The 18,441-nt window shown below is 45.2% G+C and carries 20 protein-coding genes; 9 read left to right on the top strand and 11 right to left on the bottom strand.

What is annotated here, in order from left to right; all coding sequences use genetic code 11:
- Nucleotides 1–37 precede the first annotated feature (37 nt).
- From T426_RS0101765 to holB, 5 genes are all read right to left on the bottom strand, one after another.
- Nucleotides 38–388, bottom strand: coding sequence for an MGMT family protein (locus T426_RS0101765; protein ID WP_025862823.1), 351 nt, complete (start codon nucleotides 386–388; stop codon nucleotides 38–40).
- Nucleotides 389–407: 19 nt separating this feature from the next.
- The gene (gene trmB, locus T426_RS0101760) at nucleotides 408–1,157 is read right to left on the bottom strand and encodes a tRNA (guanosine(46)-N7)-methyltransferase TrmB (protein WP_025862822.1); all 750 of its coding nucleotides are present in this window, start codon (nucleotides 1,155–1,157) and stop codon (nucleotides 408–410) included.
- 65 nt (nucleotides 1,158–1,222) lie between these two features.
- A complete protein-coding gene (locus T426_RS22420; protein ID WP_051568917.1) occupies nucleotides 1,223–1,726 on the bottom strand; it encodes a gliding motility lipoprotein GldH in 504 nt (167 codons plus the stop codon).
- Nucleotides 1,695–2,900: a PSP1 domain-containing protein gene (locus tag T426_RS22415; protein WP_025862821.1), complete on the bottom strand. Its 1,206-nt coding sequence runs from the start codon at nucleotides 2,898–2,900 to the stop codon at nucleotides 1,695–1,697. The genes T426_RS22420 and T426_RS22415 overlap by 32 nt, the downstream gene beginning before the upstream one ends.
- 131 nt (nucleotides 2,901–3,031) lie before the next feature.
- On the bottom strand, nucleotides 3,032–4,159 hold the full coding sequence (gene holB / locus T426_RS0101745) for a DNA polymerase III subunit delta' (RefSeq protein ID WP_027585188.1): 1,128 nt from the start codon (nucleotides 4,157–4,159) through the stop codon (nucleotides 3,032–3,034).
- 196 nt (nucleotides 4,160–4,355) lie between these two features.
- Here holB and T426_RS0101740 point away from each other — a divergent pair, with 196 nt between their 5' ends.
- Both T426_RS0101740 and T426_RS0101735 read left to right on the top strand, forming a co-directional pair.
- Entirely contained in the window at nucleotides 4,356–5,549 is a 1,194-nt protein-coding gene (locus T426_RS0101740; protein ID WP_025862816.1) for a phosphoglycerate kinase, read from the top strand.
- 163 nt (nucleotides 5,550–5,712) lie between these two features.
- Complete coding sequence (locus tag T426_RS0101735) at nucleotides 5,713–6,261, top strand: GNAT family N-acetyltransferase (protein WP_025862814.1); 549 nt, start codon at nucleotides 5,713–5,715, stop codon at nucleotides 6,259–6,261.
- Between the two features lie 291 nt (nucleotides 6,262–6,552).
- On the opposite strand, the gene T426_RS0101725 is transcribed toward T426_RS0101735, so the two are convergent.
- Genes T426_RS0101725 through T426_RS0101715 form a run of 3 tightly spaced genes read right to left on the bottom strand, consistent with a single transcriptional unit; the run spans nucleotide 6,553 to nucleotide 8,212 of the window.
- Nucleotides 6,553–6,762, bottom strand: coding sequence for an RNA-binding S4 domain-containing protein (locus tag T426_RS0101725; protein ID WP_025862813.1), 210 nt, complete (start codon nucleotides 6,760–6,762; stop codon nucleotides 6,553–6,555).
- A 1-nt stretch (nucleotide 6,763) separates the two neighbouring features.
- Nucleotides 6,764–7,846, bottom strand: coding sequence for a C1 family peptidase (locus tag T426_RS0101720; protein WP_025862812.1), 1,083 nt, complete (start codon nucleotides 7,844–7,846; stop codon nucleotides 6,764–6,766).
- Between the two features lie 12 nt (nucleotides 7,847–7,858).
- A complete protein-coding gene (locus T426_RS0101715) occupies nucleotides 7,859–8,212 on the bottom strand; it encodes an MmcQ/YjbR family DNA-binding protein (RefSeq protein ID WP_025862810.1) in 354 nt (117 codons plus the stop codon).
- Nucleotides 8,213–8,432: 220 nt separating this feature from the next.
- On the opposite strand from T426_RS0101715, the gene T426_RS22410 reads away from it, so the two are divergent.
- Entirely contained in the window at nucleotides 8,433–8,831 is a 399-nt protein-coding gene (locus tag T426_RS22410) for a response regulator (protein WP_025862809.1), read from the top strand.
- 3 nt (nucleotides 8,832–8,834) lie between these two features.
- Here T426_RS22410 and T426_RS0101705 read toward each other — a convergent pair whose 3' ends face one another.
- Both T426_RS0101705 and T426_RS0101700 read right to left on the bottom strand, forming a co-directional pair.
- Nucleotides 8,835–9,203, bottom strand: coding sequence for a YraN family protein (locus T426_RS0101705; protein WP_025862808.1), 369 nt, complete (start codon nucleotides 9,201–9,203; stop codon nucleotides 8,835–8,837).
- Entirely contained in the window at nucleotides 9,200–10,105 is a 906-nt protein-coding gene (locus tag T426_RS0101700) for a S66 peptidase family protein (protein ID WP_025862807.1), read from the bottom strand. Before T426_RS0101700 ends, T426_RS0101705 begins: the two co-directional genes overlap by 4 nt.
- A gap of 297 nt (nucleotides 10,106–10,402) precedes the next feature.
- Between T426_RS0101700 and T426_RS0101695 the strand changes: the two genes are divergently transcribed.
- Complete coding sequence (locus tag T426_RS0101695) at nucleotides 10,403–10,711, top strand: isoamylase early set domain-containing protein (protein ID WP_027585187.1); 309 nt, start codon at nucleotides 10,403–10,405, stop codon at nucleotides 10,709–10,711.
- Between the two features lie 36 nt (nucleotides 10,712–10,747).
- Here T426_RS0101695 and T426_RS0101690 read toward each other — a convergent pair whose 3' ends face one another.
- Entirely contained in the window at nucleotides 10,748–11,551 is an 804-nt protein-coding gene (locus tag T426_RS0101690) for an ion transporter (protein ID WP_027585186.1), read from the bottom strand.
- A gap of 188 nt (nucleotides 11,552–11,739) precedes the next feature.
- Here T426_RS0101690 and metG point away from each other — a divergent pair, with 188 nt between their 5' ends.
- The 5 genes from metG to T426_RS0101665 all read left to right on the top strand — a co-directional run bounded on the left by metG (nucleotide 11,740) and on the right by T426_RS0101665 (nucleotide 18,207).
- The gene (metG, locus tag T426_RS0101685) at nucleotides 11,740–13,773 is read left to right on the top strand and encodes a methionine--tRNA ligase (protein WP_025862806.1); all 2,034 of its coding nucleotides are present in this window, start codon (nucleotides 11,740–11,742) and stop codon (nucleotides 13,771–13,773) included.
- Between the two features lie 597 nt (nucleotides 13,774–14,370).
- Nucleotides 14,371–15,396, top strand: a complete 1,026-nt coding sequence (locus T426_RS0101680) for a LacI family DNA-binding transcriptional regulator (RefSeq protein WP_025862805.1) — start codon at nucleotides 14,371–14,373, stop codon at nucleotides 15,394–15,396.
- Nucleotides 15,397–15,406: 10 nt separating this feature from the next.
- Nucleotides 15,407–16,558, top strand: a complete 1,152-nt coding sequence (locus T426_RS0101675; RefSeq protein WP_174820387.1) for a glycoside hydrolase family 88/105 protein — start codon at nucleotides 15,407–15,409, stop codon at nucleotides 16,556–16,558.
- Nucleotides 16,559–16,572: 14 nt separating this feature from the next.
- Complete coding sequence (gene kduI, locus T426_RS0101670) at nucleotides 16,573–17,415, top strand: 5-dehydro-4-deoxy-D-glucuronate isomerase (protein WP_025862802.1); 843 nt, start codon at nucleotides 16,573–16,575, stop codon at nucleotides 17,413–17,415.
- A 3-nt stretch (nucleotides 17,416–17,418) separates the two neighbouring features.
- A complete protein-coding gene (locus T426_RS0101665; RefSeq protein ID WP_025862801.1) occupies nucleotides 17,419–18,207 on the top strand; it encodes a gluconate 5-dehydrogenase in 789 nt (262 codons plus the stop codon).
- Nucleotides 18,208–18,441 lie beyond the last annotated feature (234 nt).

Raw genomic sequence — 18,441 nt, 5'->3', positions numbered from 1 at the left:
GAAAAACAAAGTTATAAATAAGGAGAACATTATCCGTTTATGGCATGGGAAAAGTTTCGTCAAACGGAAGTTCTTTCATGGGGTCCCAAAAATGCTTCTGAAAATCGACAATCTGGTCGTCAACCACTTTGATGCCTTCACTTTCCAGCAATTGCTGCATAACATCCGGTCCACCAAAATGGACTTTTCCAGTTAACAATCCCTGACGATTTACCACCCGGTGAGCCGGAACATACGGCTGCTGATTGTGGGCATTATTCATGGCCCAACCAACCATGCGTGACGACTGCGGAGAACCCAGAAACCGGGCAATGGCACCGTAACTGGTTACCCTTCCCACCGGAATTTGGCGGACCACATCGTATACATTTTCGTTAAAGTCGGACATGATAACAGAAGCTATTCAATTAATCGTCGTCTTGGCGGCGTTTGTTTCTTCCAAAGCTGCGGTAATCATCGGGCTCCGGTTCCACGTCGGGTTCTTTCAGCTCTCCCTCTCTCAGGTGAAAACGAAGGTATTTGATGGTTTTTCCGCGGTCGAGCCACTGCTGTTCGTAGAACGTCCTGATCTCCAGAATTTCGTTGGCCAGGCCGGATTGGTACAAATCGTCCGTATCCACGTCCACCGGAAGGTGATTCTCTTCAATCATCGCCCGGGTGTACTGGTACATAAAATTGCTGTCGGTTTTCAGGTGAACAATGCCGCCGGGTTTCAGGAAGCTTCGGTACGATTTCATAAACCGCGTAGATGTTAACCGCTTCCGCACTTTTTTCATTTGCGGGTCGGGGAATGTAATCCAGATTTCGGCAATCTCTTCCGGAGCAAAAAAAGCGTTCAATAATTCGATATTGGTTCGTAAAAAGCCCACATTTTTCATCTGGTCCTCCCACGATTCTTTAGCGCCTTTCCACATCCGTGAACCTTTAATATCGATGCCGATAAAATTAAATTCAGGAAACCTGCGGGCCAGACCGACGGTGTATTCGCCTTTTCCACATCCCAGTTCCAAAACAATGGGATTTTCATTCTTAAAGAAGCGCTCATTCCACAGGCCTTTCATATCGAAGCCTTCTTCGCTCAGTACCCTGAAAGGAACCTGCACTACGTGTTCGAAAGTTTCCATCTCGGCAAACTTCGACAACTTATTTTTCCCCACGATTGCTTTGTGTAATTATTATTCATAAGAAAGGGCCTATTCAGCCCTTTCTCTATTTTGTATTGTCAATTCACTTTTTCTACCCGAAAACCGAAGTCGTGTATGCCTTTCAATATGCCGTTTTTACTTCTCATCCCTTGGCGTACCGAGAAGGTATAATCGCCCGGGTTTGGAAAATAAACCTGGTGTTTGTACGGGTATTTTTTATCGTACAAATCTCCGATTCCGGAACCATACCATTTTCCGGCTTCGTTTGCCAGCATCAGTTCCACGGTATCCTGCATCAGCTTACCGCCTTCGGGCGGGGTAACTTTAATAAACAGCCATAGGTTCTGATACGGATAGGAACCTTCGTTCCGAACATTAAAATAGATATTGTACAACGTGGTGGAATCGGGAATATTGACGGTAAAATTCAATACCGAATCTTTATTCCATTTCGACCCTGTCAGTTGATGATATTCATCGTATACAGCACCACCACTGCACGAATAAAGTATACCAGCCCAGACCAGAAGCATCAGGCCGGCAACCCATTTAACGTTTCCTCGGTTTTCTCGGTTTCCCATGATTTTGTTGACTATTACCGGAAGGTTTCTGATTGGTTGATGATGGATTATTACTTCGGCTCGCTGGTTTCCGTCTCTTCTTTTTCCTACGATTCCGCGAAGAAGATGAGGGGGTATCGAACCTGTCAAGACTATCCTGACCAACTACCTTATGGTAATCGAGGACTTCATTTTTCTCTACGGCTACTGGTTCCGCTGTCAGTTGCGGAACTTTTTTCCCTGCTTTGTTCAGCCGGATAATCTCTTTCACTTTGTCCACCGAAATGGCAACCTGTCCTCCCGGTTGATTATCGGCCGGTGCGTACCAATACATCCGTTTGAAGATATCGGCTTTCAGGAAGTTGTAAATTCCCTTCTCCGTTTCCAGCGGAATGTTATTCGGCGGGAAATCTTTTTGTGCATCGATGTAACAATCGAGCTCATAGTTCAGACAGCACTTCAACTTACCGCACTGTCCGGCCAGTTTCTGCGGATTTAGCGAAATTTCCTGGTAACGAGCCGCATTTGTTGTTACCGAAACAAAGTTGGTAATCCACGAGCTGCAACAAAGTTCGCGTCCACATGGACCTATTCCGCCAATCCTTCCGGCTTCCTGACGTGCTCCAATCTGGCGCATTTCAATCCGAATACGGAACGTTTCGGCATACACCTTAATCAACTGCCGGAAATCCACACGCTCGTCGGCGATGTAATAGAAAATTGCTTTCGTTTTATCGCCTTGGTATTCCACGTCTCCAATCTTCATGTCAAGACGGAGATCTTCAGCAATTTTACGGGCTTTCAGCATCGTTTCGTGCTCCAGCGCCATCGCCTCTTCCCATTTCTGAATATCCACCGGTTTGGCTTTTCGGTAGACTTTGCGTAGTTCACCGTCGACGTAAGTAACTTTGTGACGGTTCATCTGCTTTAAAACTAAATCACCAACCAGTGAGATCACTCCGATATCATGTCCCGGACTAGCCTCCACGGCTACCACTTCGCCCTCTTTCAACTTCAGGCCATTCACATTTCGGTAGTAATCTTTACGGGTATTTTTAAACCGGACTTCAACGATATCATCCGGGTTGAGAATATTGGGAACGTCTTTTAACCAATTATAAACATCCAGCTTTGCGCTCGAACCGCCAATACTGGAAGAAGGGCACCCTCGTGCCAGCTTTTCCTGATAACTCATACGGGTATATATATTTAGTAGCCCTCAACCTTTTCGGGAAGGCGTGATTGTACTGAATTTCTACAAAAATAATGATTTACACGAAACCGCGATCGGCTTCCGCCAAAGCCGGATTTTGGATGTTCGCGCTTTCACGAACGCAGGAAGATAGCAACCTGCAGAGCCAAATCCAAAAAAATGATGCGTGCATTACCGTTCATACTGATGTCCCGGTAGGCCTTTTCGAACTCCTGAAACAAAGGAATCACGTTTCGTTCGTGAATAAACGGAGCAAAACGGGCCGAAAACTCCGATTCCTGGTCATCCATGTAAACCAACTCAGGTTCCTTTATATTGAGCACAAAATTTTCACGGAGATATTCACTGCTGTATTGCAGAAAACTTTTTTGTTTCACCCGCCCAATCCTTGCAATCTCATCGGTCCATTTCAACAACTCTGAATTCCCTTTCCGGGAATAGGCCAAACGCATGAGCCGCGTAAAATTTTCGTGATTGAAGGCTCGCAGTTCATCGTTTTCCAGTAACTCCAATGCGTAAATGAAGTTGCCTCTTGCCAGCCGGGCAACAGTAGCCGGATTCTGCGTACCAATCGACGGATGATTTGCCAGCCCCGCTTCCAAATCGTGGTCGCCAATACGTGGGATACGAATCACCTGGCAACGCGAACGAATGGTACTGATGATCTGCTCTTCGTCTTCGGCCACCAGAAGAAAAACCGTGCGAGACGGTGGTTCCTCAATCATCTTAAGCAACTTGTTAGCACACTCGGCATTCATCTGCTCGGGCAACCAAACAATGGCCACTTTGTAGCCGCTCTCAAACGCTTTCTGATTCAATTTCCTGATAATTTCCCGGGCTTCGTACACATAAATGGAGCCTTGCTTATTTTCATCGGCAATCAAGTTCATCCATTTATCGAATGCCGGGTAGGTGTTTTCCAGGAAAAACGGCCGCCACTTATCGATGTAATCCGTACTGGTTGGCTCCTTAAATTTTTCATTTTTCACCACCGGGTAAATCATATGCAAATCGGGGTGAATCAACTTCGAAAACTTTCGGCACGAACTGCACTCTCCACACGAATCGCCTTCTTTCCGGTTAGTACAGTTTAAATATTGCCCAAAGGCATAAGCCAATGCCAGTTTTCCGTTTCCGGCCGGTCCGGTTAAAAGTTGTGCATGCGGAATACGATCTTCTGCAACTTCTTGTATCAGTTGCCTTTTCACCTCAGCCTGTCCAATAATATCTTTAAACTGCATGCAATTTTCAGTTAAATGGTCCTTTCCAATTTTCTACCGGAGTTTTACAATAATTTCCCTCAAAGGTAGAAAAAAACTGTGCAACCCTTCCAATGCAGAAAGAGGGAAATGGCTACCGCAAAAAAAGGGGTTTAGGTATGTTATATAGCATGATTTTCCTATCTTTGGGGAAGCTAAATTTTTAACACAGCGAAACATGCAGACAATAGAGACTTACGATTTTTCCGGCAAAAAGGCGTTGATTCGCGTCGACTTCAATGTGCCGTTGAACGAAAAGTTCGAAATTACTGATGATACAAGGATGCGCGCCGCGTTACCTACCATTGAAAAAGTGATTGAAAAAGGCGGTTCACCGGTAATTATGTCCCACCTGGGCCGTCCGAAAAACGGACCGGAAGACAAGTTCTCCCTCAAACATCTGGTCGCTCACCTTTCCGATTTGTTGGGCGGACGTACCGTGAAAATTGCTCCCGATTGCATTGGCGAGGAAACCAAAAAGGTAGCCGACTCATTGCAGCCAGGTGAAGTACTCATTCTGGAAAACCTTCGTTTCCACGGCGAAGAAACCAAAGGGGATGCTGAATTTGCCCGTAAACTCTCCGAAATGGGTGACTGCTGGGTGAACGATGCTTTTGGTACAGCTCACCGTGCACACGCCTCAACCGCTGTGATTGCCCAGTATTTCCCGAATGACAAAATGTTCGGATTCCTGGTTGGCAGCGAAGTTGCGAGCCTTGAAAAAGTAATGAAAGAACCGCAGCGTCCTTTCACCGCTATCATGGGAGGTTCGAAAGTTTCTTCCAAAATTACCATCATCGAAAACCTGCTTGAGCGTGTCGATCACCTCATCATTGGCGGTGGAATGACTTACACCTTCGTGAAATCACTGGGTGGCAAAATCGGTGATTCCATTTGCGAGGATGAATACCTCGATTTGGCAAAAGACCTAATGAAAAAAGCCGAAGCAAAAGGCGTTCAACTGCACTTCGCCGTTGATGTCCTGGAAGCTGATGCTTTCGCAGAAACGGCCAACACCAAGGTTGTTCCCGCCAACGATATTGAAGACGGATGGCAGGGACTGGATGTAGGTCCGAAAACCATTGAAAAATTCAATAAGGTCATCGGTGATTCAAAAACCATTCTCTGGAACGGTCCCGTTGGCGTGTTCGAAATGGACAAATTCGCCGAAGGTACCAAAGCTATTGGTGCTGCTATTGTTGAAGCAACCCAAAAGGGAGCATTCTCACTCGTAGGTGGCGGTGATTCCGTTGCAGCTGTTAACAAATTCGGCATTGCCGATGGCGTTTCCTACATTTCAACTGCAGGTGGTGCGCTTCTCGAATACCTCGAAGGAAAAGACCTTCCGGGAATTGCAGCCGTACGTCAATAAATTAATTGCATAATATATGCTTCAAACCCGGGCAATTTTGTCCGGGTTTTTTAATTTGCATGAAACGAGCATGGCAATTGTAGCAACAAACAATGATTTCTATAAATGCGAGCTCCATACGATTAGAAAAAGACAGTTTTAATCATGTGAAAAACACCGTCCTATGAGCCGAATTAGTATCCGTCCGGGATTTTACCTCGAAAGTTTGGGTATGGAGCATGCCGATATCGTGTTTGAGGCTATTGATAATAATCGGGAACATCTGAGTAAATGGCTTCCCTTCGTCAGTTTTACAAGGAAACCGGAAGACACAGAAGAGTTTATCTCCGCGGTTGTTAACAAAAAACCGCATGAAAAAGAGGAAGTCTTTACCATATGGTATGAAGAAGAATTCGCAGGTTTGATTGGTTACGTGAATACCGACCGTGTCAACAGGAAAACAGAAATTGGCTACTGGCTGCTAAAAAGCAAAGAAGGGAAAGGTATTATCACTCAATCAACCAGACAATTAATCAAACTTTCGTTCAAACGACTTCAAATGAATCGAATTACCATTCGATGTGCAGTGGGAAATACCCGAAGCAGCGCTGTACCCAAACGGCTCGGCTTCACATTTGAAGGCATTGAAAGACAAGGTGAGAAGCACGATGAGTTGTATTTCGATCTGGAAATTTTCAGTTTATTAAAAAGCGAATGGAAAAAGCAAGCGTGATAAGCTTAAAAACAGCGTCTTTTTATTGATAAATAGAAAGTCTTTTTTTCATTGAAATTTTCCGTTCGCATACCAGATCGATACGTTCATCAAAAAAAAACGACCGTTCGTCAAAAATTTTTTTTTTATCGAGCCTCACCTTTTACCTTAGTTTCAGCTTTCAGAAATGAGAATCAACAAATCCTTTTTTTAAGTTTTCTCTTTTCCCACCAAAAGCACATGCTATTGTTAACAGGCCGGTTCCCCTGCTGGCCTCCCCAAAAAGGGATGCTCCCGCATCCCTTTTTTTTATTATTCTGTAATTTTAATCTGCTCTCCAAAAATCTCAATCACCTCGCCGGCCCTGATTTTAGCCCGTTTGCGATGTTCGACTTCCCCGTTTCGCTTCACTTCCCCATCTTCGACCATCAGTTTTGCCTGTCCTCCTGATTCGGCAATCCGGAGAACCTTGAGCAATCGAATCAGCTCGATGAATTCTGTTCCTTTCAGAGCATATTCCATTTTACTTGTTTTTAAAGATTTTCGTACTGACCTCCTGTGGAATACTATTCCGGTTCACCGTAATGGCAATCGTATTCAACCGCACATAGCGCTCCGACATATAAAGCATACCGCCCCAAGCGTTGCTCGTGGCCGACCATGAATTTTTGGTAATGTAATATTTATTTCCATCAGCGTCTTTTGCGATACCAACAATGTGCATCAAATGGTCGTCGGTGGTCTTCCAGGTAAGGAATGCGTTCTGACGAGCTTCCTGATTCACCGAAACACTGTCGGGCAATACAGCAAGTCCTTTTCGGTGCGAGAAGCCCTTATCGCTCACATCGCCATCCCAAACTACCGTGTAACCTTGCATAAGGGCGTGATCCATCGTCTTGATAATATCATCTTCCGGCACATTGTAATACAAATCGTGCGACCAGTTATCAGGTACTTCCAGACTGAACTGCTGGTAAAACGGATGATGCGTATAGGAAGTAATCTCGACATACTGATTCGGGTCAAGTCCAAGCGACTGCATAAATGATACAGGCGTAAATGTTCTCCCATCATACTGGAAACTTTTCGGATCTTTTCCCATATATGCATCCAACACGCCATTAAGAGCGTCTGCCCATACCATCGAAACGGAGTTCATTTTATCGGAAACCAAACCTTTCAGCATTCCCTTCATCATAGCCTTTAATTCTGTATGGTTGGCATGTCCGGGATGATAAAGATTTCCGGGATATACACTTTGTGGCACGACTCCGTCTTTTTGCATCACATCCAGCACGTCATGTGCCTGTCCACCTTCATCGAAGTTGGCATGCCCGTGTAATTCAACAAAATATTTTGCTTTTGCAGGATAAGCGTTCCGCACAAAATACATTTCAGCCAAATCATATTCTCCTTTTCCCATCCGGAGTAATTCCGATTCAAGAAAAGAAGTGGTCGCATAACTCCAGCAAGTTCCCGTACGTTGCTGATTTTTAACCGGGGTATACGCATTTTCTTTAACCACTTTAAACGAACTGACATCCTGAGCAACTAACTGGCCCGCACAAAGAAGTCCTGCCAACAGGACAAAGAATAATTTCTTCATATAAAAGAGTATTTAATTTGATTCTATTTCCGTTCTTACTTTTCGGGGCAACGACGCCACAACCAACCAATACGAATCATCAATCCATTCCTGAATTAACGTATCCGGAATACTATCGTCAATCGTGACGGTATTCCAATGTTTTTTATTCATGTGATATCCCGGAACAACCTGCGGAAAATTTTCCCTCAACTCAATTGCCTTTTCCGGATCGCATTTCAGGTTAACCGAAAGCGGACCGCCAAGACTTGTCAAAGCAAACATTTTCCCACCCACTTTAAATACCAGAGTCTCCTCATCGAAAGGAAAACCTTCGGTCGTCCCCTTCAACGAGAGACAATATTCGCGTAACGACTCTATATTCATTTGGTCTGATATTAAATTGTAGCCGACTAAAATTACATGATTTACTAATCATCCGAAATGACTAACTGCATACATCCTATTTGCGCAGTAGCATCTCGTCCACCATCTGCAATATTAATATAATAACAAGTTGCTAAAAATACCTTTTTAATGACGAGTCACAGTTTTTGATCCACGGATAATTTTATATTTTAGCTACTTCATCAAGAATCGTAACAAAATGACTAAAAGAATCCTTCTGGCAGAAGATAATTTGATGAGTCAAAAACTGGCACTGCTGGGGTTAAAAAGTTATCATGTCGATGTTGCGAACGACGGGGAAGAAGCGGTGGAATTATTTCGCAATAATGCCTACGATGTTATTCTGATGGATATCCAAATGCCTAAAATGACAGGCGTGGAAGCCACCCGGGAAATACGTCAAATCGAAGTTTTGGAGAATAGAACACCCCGCACTGTGATTCTGGCACTTACGGCCGATGTGTTTTCCAGCGTGACCGACGAATGTACCGAAGCCGGTATGAACGGATTCTTTCCAAAACCCTTTCGCCCGGCAGAAATGTCAGACCTCATCGAGGAAATGTACGCTAGATTCACGCACACAACTGCTCCGGAATAGATCCTAATTCACGGGAGGAATAAAGGCTCCCGGATAATGTTGCAGCTCGAACTTCTCGCCATAGAATACAACCGTAACCACATCAAACCGGCTTTCTACATCCAGATTTCGCATACGCAGAAAAGCATCTGCAGCCACCACCAGATTTCTAATTTTTCCTGTTGAAATGGCCTCCAGGGGATGTTCATATTGATATCCCGTTCGGGTTTTCACCTCCACAAAAACCAGATCATCGCCGTCATAGGCAATAATATCCAGTTCTTTATGATCGAAAATCCAGTTCCGTTCGATAATCCGATATCCTTTCCTGCTTAGATAATCAGCAGCTATCTGTTCACCTTTTTCACCCAGTTCCTTTGATTTACGGGTCATAGCTGAAAATTTAGACGAGATTCTTTTTCTCCGACACTTAACTGTATTTGAGCACCCATGATTAACGGATAATTGGGCATGACATGACCGGCCGGGAAACCAAACATTACCGGATAGTCATAATCATCGACAGCCTCCCGGATAATCTCTGCTGCCTCTTTCCCGTAGGCTGTGTCACCATCTTTCATATCCGAAAAATGACCGACGACTAAACCTTTAAGTTGCTCTAAAACACCCGATGTTTTCAGGTTCATCATCATCCGGTCGAGGTGATAATGATACTCACTTAAATCCTCGATAAACAGAATATTGCCTTCAGGCGATAAATCGAGCGGTGTTCCACGCAAGCTGTAAACGATCGATAAATTTCCACCAATCAGCTTACCCGATGCTTCACCATTCCGATTTAACGGATGATTTGCTTCTTTAAACCACGGAGTTTTTCCCTTCAATAAATCGATCGTTAGCCGGAAACTTTCGGAAGGAACGCCGTTCTGATCAAAAAAGGCCGGCATCACACCATGAACGGAAGCAATTCCCCGCTGATAAAGAAAAGCATGAAATACCGTTATATCGCTAAAGCCGACAAGCCATTTGGGCTGCTGCATAAAATTGCTCCAATCGAGCAGTTGTTGCGTTCGCAGACTTCCGTAGCCTCCCCGGGCAAAAATGATGGCTTTCACCGATCCGTCATCCAGAGCCTTTTGCATATCGCCAGCCCGCTCAACATCGGTTCCGGCAAAGATGCCCGTCTCAGTAAAAGCATGTTCTCCGATTTCGACCTCAAAACCTTCTTCCCTGAGACGTTCAGCACCATGTTTGACGATTTCAGGATTTACTTTTCCGGCAGGAGAAACAATGGCAATTTTGTCGCCGACTTTCAGGTATGGAGGGTATATCATAAAAAAGTGTTTGATTTTGTTGTTATTCAGAACCAGCTGATTCCGGTCAACCAGAATTTTTCCGACTCCCATTTTAACGAGACTATGAAATTAAGAAAAGAAGGCGGCCATACAAAACAGTTCCTGAATACTCCTCAGTCCCGGTATTTGTTTCCAAATTGTTTCTCCAGTGTGAATATTTCATAAACAATTGCTTTTCAGTGCAATTATCTGTTTACCGTAAATGAATTGCTTCTATCTTTAGAATTATAATTCCTGCAGTTACAGGAAGATAAGTTTCACCAAAACCTCGCTTAAATGAGTATCAAAAAACAGACGTTAAAGTCAAAGCCGGTATGTAAAGTAACATTCCGGATTCCGAAAGAGATGGCTCCTGAAGCCAATGAAGCAACTGTAGTTGGAGATTTCAACAACTGGAAAGAAGAAGTTACACCGATGCAAAAACTGAAATCGGGTGATTTTACTGTGACAATGGAATTATCGCAAAATCAATCCTTCCAATTTCGCTACCTGGTCAATAAATCTGTCTGGATTAATGATGAGGAAGCTGATGGCTATATCCCCAATGCCTTTGGCGAAGAAAATTCAGTTGTTAACACCTTATGAGATGAGTAATGCCGGTACCCCACCGGCATTTTGCTTTTATTCCAATTTTGTTCCGCACTTTTTGCAGAACCGTGCTTCCTTATCAGGCTCACGGTAGTCGCACGATGGGCAAGTCAGTTGTTTCTGTTGTTGCGAGCTTTTTACAGCATCACTGATCTCCACGGTAATTATTCCGGTAGGAACGGCAATGATGGAATAACCAATCAGCATCGCCACCGATGAAATAAACTTCCCTAACACCGTGGCCGGTGCTATATCGCCATAGCCGACCGTTGTGATAGTCACAATAGCCCAGTAAATACTTTGCGGTATGGAGGTAAAACCGTTTCGCTCACCTTCGACCAGGTACATCAGCGTTCCGAGAAACAGCACCAGTGTTAACACCACTCCAAAGAAGACGATGATCTTGTACATACTCTTTTTCAGCGCCGATATCAACACCTGCGATTCGTGCATATACCTTCCCAGTTTCAGTATCCTGAATATCCGGAGCAATCGGAATGCCCTTACCGTTAACAGGAAATGCGAACGCAGAAAGAACAATCCAGCATAGGTAGGCAAAACAGCCAGTAAATCGATAATCCCGAAAAAGCTGGTGATGTATTTCCGCGGATGTGTCAGAATCCGTAAAATATATTCTGCCGTAAAGAGGATGGTGAAAAACCACTCCAGAAACTGAAATGTGCCGGGATAGGCAACTCGGACCGATTTGACACTTTCCAATACAACTGTCAGTACACTTAGTAGGATGGCCCAAAGCAAAACCACATCGAATGCCCGGCCTGCCGGCGTTTCCGTTCCGAAGATGATGCGATAGAGAATATGTTTCAATTTTTGCATTCGCGGGAAAATTTATACCAAGATAATAAAAGTGAAGAAGTAGCGGATCACGTTCAGGTATCGCGCAAAAGACAATCTCAATTTTCGTATCCGGAATTTCCCTGATAAACCCCGTTGCTTTCCGTAGGCATTGATTATCTTTGTGCTTCAATAGAAAAAAATCATTCATCAACGATATTTCAAACAACATGAGTCAGTACAAACGAACGCTTATCACCTCGGCATTACCTTATGCCAATGGCCCGGTTCACATCGGTCACCTGGCCGGCGTATATGTTCCGGCCGATATTTATGCCCGCTACCTTCGTCTCAAAGGAGAGGAAGTGGCGTTCATCGGCGGTTCGGACGAGCATGGCGTTCCCATTACCCTGAAAGCAAAAAAAGAAGGCGTTACTCCGCAAGATATCGTCGACAAATATCATGGCATTATCAAGGAATCATTTGCCAAATTCGGCATCTCCTTTGATGTCTATTCCCGCACCAGCGCGAAAATTCATTATGAAACTGCATCCGAGATTTTCAAAACCCTTTATGATAAAGGTGAATTTATCGAGCAGACTTCCGAACAATTTTACGACGAAGAAGCCAATCAATTTCTGGCTGACCGGTACATTACCGGTACCTGTCCAAAATGTAATTACGAAAAAGCATATGGCGACCAGTGTGAAAGTTGCGGTTCGTCACTTAACGCCACCGACCTCATCGACCCGAAATCGGTACTGAGTGGAAACAAACCTATCTTAAAAGAGACCAAACACTGGTTCCTGCCACTCGACCGGTATGAACCGTGGTTACGGGAATGGATCCTCGAGCAACACAAAGAGTGGAAACCGAATGTATACGGGCAGTGCAAATCGTGGCTAGATGGTGGACTAAATCCCCGCGCCGTTACCCGCGACCTTAGCTGGGGCGTTCCGGTTCCGGTGGAAGGCGCCGAAGGCAAAGTGCTCTATGTTTGGTTCGATGCACCTATCGGGTACATTTCGGCGACTAAGGAGTGGACACCCAATTGGGAAAAATACTGGAAAGATCCGGAAACCAAACTGGTCCACTTCATCGGTAAGGATAACATCGTTTTCCATTGCATTATTTTCCCATCGATACTGAAAGCCGAAGGAAGTTATATTCTGCCCGATAATGTTCCGGCCAACGAATTCCTGAACCTCGAAGGCGACAAAATTTCGACGTCTCGAAACTGGGCCGTTTGGCTGCACGAATACCTCGAAGAATTTCCCGGCAAGGAAGATGTGCTAAAATATGTACTGACTGCCAATGCCCCGGAAACCAAGGATAATGATTTCACCTGGAAAGATTTCCAGACACGGAACAACAGTGAGCTGGTCGCCATCCTCGGCAACTTCGTTAACCGGGCACTGGTGTTGACCAACAAATATTACGATGGTGTAATTCCGGCAGCAGGCGAATTGGAAGAATATGACCGAGAAGCCCTGGCCAGCATCAGCAAACTGAAAGATGACGTAGAGAAATCGCTCGATAATTACCGTTTCCGGGAAGCATTGAAAGGTGCCATGGATATGGCCCGTTTGGGAAATAAGTACCTCGCCGATATGGAGCCCTGGAAAGTGATAAAAACCGATTCGGAGCGGGTGAAAACCATCATGAATGTCTGCCTGCAGATAACGGCCAACCTCACGATTGTTTTTGAGCCGTTCCTCCCTTTCAGCATGGATAAACTTCGCCGTTTCATGAATCTGGAGAGACTCGATTGGTCGAACCTTGGACGTACCGATTTAGTCGCTGCGGGTCATAAAGTCAATAAACCAGAGTTGCTCTTCGAGAAAATTGAAGACGCGACCATTCAGGCACAGGTTGACAAGTTACTGGCTACGAAAAAAGCCAACGAACTGGAAGCTGCGGAAGCCAAACCAGCGAAAGAGAATATCGAATTTGACGATTTCGCGAAACTGGATATCCGCGTCGGTACCATCATCGAAGCCGAAAAAGTTGCAAAAACCAAGAAGCTGCTGAAACTGAAAATCGATACCGGTATCGACAAACGGACAGTCGTTTCAGGTATTGCCGAATACTACACGCCGGAAGAGATCATCGGCAAGCAGGTTTCGATCCTGGTGAACCTGGCTCCGAAAAAACTGCGGGGCATCGAATCACAAGGCATGATTCTGATGGCTGAAAATCCGGACGGAACCCTGGCGTTCGTTTCACCGGACAAAGCCATTAAAAACGGTGGTGAAGTTCGCTAAGCCTTCGGTAAAAACATATGAACAGGCGGTCATTTCGGATATTCCGGGATGACCGCTTATTTTTTCAGCCAGCCGTGTTGGTCATTATGAGCTACCATTCCCCAAAAGACAGACCGTATAGATCGAATTATGAGCGTGGCATTATTGCTATTCTGGTAACCCGGAAAAAATTTGCAAACAAAGTCGCCAGGGCGTTATTTTGACGGTTTGCACAAAACCACCGCAGGTTTTACTTTATACCACACGTGGTTTCTACCCAAAGCAGGCGTGGTTTTGAAAAAAGAGGAATTGAATTCACTTTTTAAGCTTTCAGACTTATCATTTCGGAAGAAGGCAAATAACTGAATATGTATCGGTCGGCCCGGCTTGCTGCGGGCAATATTACAAGAGGCATACATTTCGCAACGCGAGCACTTTCCTGTCAAAATCACTCCGATAAAACACACTCTTCATATCCACAATGCGGGATTTAAAGAACAACAATGAGTCACCAGACATTAAACAACTGTTTTACAGTGAACTATTTTTTTCTGGTTCCGGCAAATATTTAGTGCGCAATCGGTTGCGCAACTTTCTCACATTGCTTAATATTGTAAGGTGAAAAACCCACGCATCACCATACACCACCTGGCCAAAGAGTTGGGGCTATCTTCCTCTACCGTTTCGAGAGCACTCCAGGGCAATCCGCGCATCAGCGAAAAAACCCGGAAGGAAGTGACCGAACTGGCGACCAAATGGAACTACCAGCCCAATAGCAATGCCTCGAACCTGCGCAAAGGACGAAGCAACACCATTGGCGTATTGGTCCCTCGCATTAGCCGGCACTTCTTCTCGAATGCGATTGCCGGAATCGAAGCAGTTTGCAGCGCGACCAAACGCAATGTGGTCATTTTCCAAACACACGAAAATCTGGAGAATGAAAAATCCGGACTGGAAGCATTTTTGCGCATCCCCGTTGATGGTTTTATCATGTCGCTTTCAGCTGAAACCAAACAATACGAGCACATTCAGGAAGTACTGAAGAGAGATATTCCCATCGTATTTTTCGACCGGGTATATGAAGGCAATAGTAATTATCAAGTGATGCTAGACGACTATTCCGGAGCTTTTCAGGCAGTGGAACATCTCATTCAGCAAGGTTGCCGGAAAATTGCTTTTATGGGCGGTCCCGATTACCTGAATAACTACCGCGAAAGAAAAAGAGGTTTCATGGATGCCATGAAGAAACACAACCTTCCGGTCAATCTAAATTGGCTGGCCGAACAATCGCTTACGCGGGAAGAAGGTGCCGCTTTCGCCGAAAAGGTCTTTGGCCAATCAACGCCCAATCGTCCCGACGGACTTTTTTCTTGCAGCGACTATTCAGCATTGGGAGCCATTCTGTTCCTGAAAAAGTCGGGAATTCGTATCCCGGAGGAGGTGGCAGTTGCAGGTTTCGCCAACGAACCCTTCACCGAATTCATGGAGCCGCCCATGACCTCCGTCGACCAGTCTGCCGAAGAGATGGGACGAAGCGCAGCGGAAATGTTGTTTCGGATTATTGATGCTGACGACTCTGATAAAAGTTCTAAACAACAATACATTCAACCCAAACTAGTCATCCGAAAATCAACCTTAAAATAAAAATTTACCTATGAAGACAATCGATTGCATCGAAAATAGAAACAGCTGGGTAACACGATTATCAATTGTGTTTGTTTTGTTGCTGACAGCTCATGTAAACAATGCACAAACAACTTCGCAATTATCCGGTAAATTAACGCGTCCCGCTGTTTATCAGGCGATGGAAAAGGTCGCTGACTGGCAACTGAATACGCCTCTGCAACACAACCTCACCGACTGGACGAATGGTGCTCTGTATAAAGGGATGGTTGAGTGGGCAAAAATTGCCGATTCATCAAAATATTACAACTGGCTTTATCAAGTAGGCGAGAAAACAAACTGGCAACTGGGGCAACGTAAATACCTTGCAGACGACCATGCGGTAGGTATGATGTACCTCGAGATGTACCGGAAGTACCATGAAAAGAAAATGCTGGAACCAACGCTGAAAAGCCTGGATTGGATCATGAAACATCCTTCGCACGCCAGTATCAAGAATTTCTCGTACAAAAAAGGAAACAACTGCACCGATCGCTGGTCGTGGTGCGATGCACTTTTTATGGGACCAACCGTTTGGGCCACGATGGCCAATGTAAACGGTAAAAAAAAGTACCTGAAATTCATGACCAAAGAATATAAGGCCACTGCCGATTACCTCTTCGATACAAATGAGGATTTGTTCTACCGAGATGACCGGTATTTCGATATGCGGGAAGCCAATGACAAAAAAATATTCTGGGGTCGTGGTAACGGATGGGTGTTTGCCGGATTGGCCATCATCATGACAGAATTACCTGAGAACTATAAAGAACGTCCTTATTTCGAAGATATTTTCAAAAAGATGGCAACCAAGCTGGCGACACTACAGGACTCTTCAGGGTACTGGCATGCCAGCCTGCTCGATCCGCAATCGTATCCGGCTCCGGAAACGAGCGCTACCGCATTTTACGTATATGGGATGGCCTGGGGAATTGCCAATGGCCTTCTGAACAAAGAAACCTATCTCCCGGTAGTGCAAAAAGGATGGAACGCGCTGATTCAGGCCGTTCATCTGGATGGTAAATTGGGCTGGGTGCAACCCATTGGTGCCGACCCCAAACATGTGACCAGCGACATGACCGAAGTATACGGTGTAGGCGGTTTTTTGCTGGCAGGAAGCGAGATTTACAAGATGTTACAATGAAATTATAAAGTCATATGAGCACAACATACGAAAAGAGACACAACGTCCACCCGGACGACGCCAAACGGTACGATACCGAGCGTCTGCGTAAAGAATTTTTAGCCGATAACCTAATGAATGATGACAAGATTCATTTCATCTATTCGTTCATCGATCGGTACATGGTTGGAGGTGCTATTCCGAAAAGCAAAGCACTGGAACTGGAAAGCATTGAGCCATTGAAAGCAGATTATTTCCTGGAAAGGAGAGAAATGGGCATTATCAACGTGGGCGGAAAAGGGAAAATTACCGCCGACGGTGAGACTTATGAGCTCAACTACAAAGAGGCACTTTATCTCGGTAGAGGAACGAAAAAAGTAACCTTTGAAAGTGTGGATGCCAGCAAGCCGGCGCACTATTACATCAACTCAGCACCGGCGCATACGAGCTACCCAAACAAATTGGTCACCATGGCCGATGCCAATGTGCTGGAGCTAGGCACACTCGAATCGTCGAATGCACGCAAGGTCAACCAACTGATCATTAATGGCATTGTGGAAACCTGCCAGCTCCAAATGGGCCTTACCGAGCTGCAGCCCGGAAGCGTTTGGAACACCATGCCAGCTCACACCCACGACCGGAGAATGGAAGCTTACTTCTATTTCAACGTACCTGAAGGACAAAGCGTTTGCCACTTCATGGGTGAGCCGAAAGAAACCCGACACATCTGGATACACAATGAACAGTCGGTATTATCGCCCTCGTGGTCGATTCATAGTGGTGCCGGAACCTCCAATTACTCCTTTATCTGGGGAATGTCGGGTGAAAACCTCGATTACAGTGATATGGACTTTAGTCAACCCGATGAACTGCTATAAACCATGATGAACTTATTTGACTTAAAAGGCAAAGTGGCGCTGGTAACCGGTGCCACTCACGGTTTGGGGATGGCGATGGCCAAAGCGCTGGCACAGGCAGGTGCAACACTGGTCATTAACGGCCACACTCCCGATAAAATGGAAAAGGCACTCGCCGCTTACGCTGAAGATGGTATTCAGGTGAAAGGCTATCTCTTCGATGTAACCAAAGAAGAAGAAGTCATCATAAATCTCGATATCATCGAAAAAGAGGTTGGCCCCGTCGATATTCTGGTTAACAACGCCGGAATCATCAAACGGGTACCCATGACCGAAATGGATGTGGAAGAATTCCGCACCGTTGTTGATATCGATTTGGTAGCTCCGTTTATCATGGCACGCAATGTGGTAAAACGGTTGCAGAAACGTAAAGCCGGCGGCAAAGTCATCAACATCTGCTCTATGATGAGCGAATTAGGCCGCGATACCGTTGGCGCGTATGCTGCAGCCAAAGGCGGTCTGAAAATGCTAACACGGAATATGGCTACCGAGTGGGCTAAATACGACATTCAGGTAAACGGCATTGGTCCTGGTTATTTCGCTACCGAACAGACTGCTCCTATCCGCGTAAACGGACATCCGTTCAACGATTTCATTGTTGGTCGTACACCGGCAGGGCGTTGGGGCGAACCTGAGGACCTTGCAGGAACCACCATTTTCCTGGCTTCAAAAGCATCAGACTTTGTGAATGGACAAGTGGTTTATGTCGACGGGGGAATTCTGGCCACTATTGGCAAGCCCTCAAATGAATAATCCTACATTTCACCAAAAATTCAACAACGAACAGTAGGTTAATAAAGCAGATTATAAAATCCATTTCATGAATCCTGGTCAAGGGCACTTTGCTCTGGCCGGGATTTTTTATTTCCCCGAAGTCCCCCAATACGAACAATACAGACTGACATTTTTACGATCTGAATGCCTGATTGTACAATATGAAATCTATCGAAGACGACTTCAGTCGTAACTTTTGTTTGGTGCTTCTTC

Origin of the sequence: Prolixibacter bellariivorans ATCC BAA-1284 (genome assembly GCF_000621705.1) — a bacterium.
In the GTDB taxonomy this organism is placed as follows: Bacteria; Bacteroidota; Bacteroidia; order Bacteroidales; family Prolixibacteraceae; genus Prolixibacter; species Prolixibacter bellariivorans.
This window is presented reverse-complemented; position numbering and strand designations above follow the sequence as displayed.

Bases quoted from the DNA above. Each gene is read 5' to 3' on its own strand.
- T426_RS0101765 (WP_025862823.1), bottom strand. From the start codon at position 388: ATGTCCGACTTTAACGAAAATGTATACGATGTGGTCCGCCAAATTCCG.
- T426_RS22410 (WP_025862809.1), top strand. From the start codon at position 8,433: ATGACTAAAAGAATCCTTCTGGCAGAAGATAATTTGATGAGTCAAAAA.
- T426_RS0101735 (WP_025862814.1), top strand. From the start codon at position 5,713: ATGAGCCGAATTAGTATCCGTCCGGGATTTTACCTCGAAAGTTTGGGT.
- kduI (WP_025862802.1), top strand. From the start codon at position 16,573: ATGAGCACAACATACGAAAAGAGACACAACGTCCACCCGGACGACGCC.
- T426_RS0101715 (WP_025862810.1), bottom strand. From the start codon at position 8,212: ATGAATATAGAGTCGTTACGCGAATATTGTCTCTCGTTGAAGGGGACG.
- T426_RS0101705 (WP_025862808.1), bottom strand. From the start codon at position 9,203: ATGACCCGTAAATCAAAGGAACTGGGTGAAAAAGGTGAACAGATAGCT.
- T426_RS0101665 (WP_025862801.1), top strand. From the start codon at position 17,419: ATGATGAACTTATTTGACTTAAAAGGCAAAGTGGCGCTGGTAACCGGT.
- T426_RS0101700 (WP_025862807.1), bottom strand. From the start codon at position 10,105: ATGATATACCCTCCATACCTGAAAGTCGGCGACAAAATTGCCATTGTT.
- T426_RS0101690 (WP_027585186.1), bottom strand. From the start codon at position 11,551: ATGCAAAAATTGAAACATATTCTCTATCGCATCATCTTCGGAACGGAA.
- holB (WP_027585188.1), bottom strand. From the start codon at position 4,159: ATGCAGTTTAAAGATATTATTGGACAGGCTGAGGTGAAAAGGCAACTG.
- metG (WP_025862806.1), top strand. From the start codon at position 11,740: ATGAGTCAGTACAAACGAACGCTTATCACCTCGGCATTACCTTATGCC.
- T426_RS22415 (WP_025862821.1), bottom strand. From the start codon at position 2,900: ATGAGTTATCAGGAAAAGCTGGCACGAGGGTGCCCTTCTTCCAGTATT.
- T426_RS0101725 (WP_025862813.1), bottom strand. From the start codon at position 6,762: ATGGAATATGCTCTGAAAGGAACAGAATTCATCGAGCTGATTCGATTG.
- T426_RS0101675 (WP_174820387.1), top strand. From the start codon at position 15,407: ATGAAGACAATCGATTGCATCGAAAATAGAAACAGCTGGGTAACACGA.
- T426_RS0101720 (WP_025862812.1), bottom strand. From the start codon at position 7,846: ATGAAGAAATTATTCTTTGTCCTGTTGGCAGGACTTCTTTGTGCGGGC.
- T426_RS0101740 (WP_025862816.1), top strand. From the start codon at position 4,356: ATGCAGACAATAGAGACTTACGATTTTTCCGGCAAAAAGGCGTTGATT.
- T426_RS0101695 (WP_027585187.1), top strand. From the start codon at position 10,403: ATGAGTATCAAAAAACAGACGTTAAAGTCAAAGCCGGTATGTAAAGTA.
- T426_RS22420 (WP_051568917.1), bottom strand. From the start codon at position 1,726: ATGGGAAACCGAGAAAACCGAGGAAACGTTAAATGGGTTGCCGGCCTG.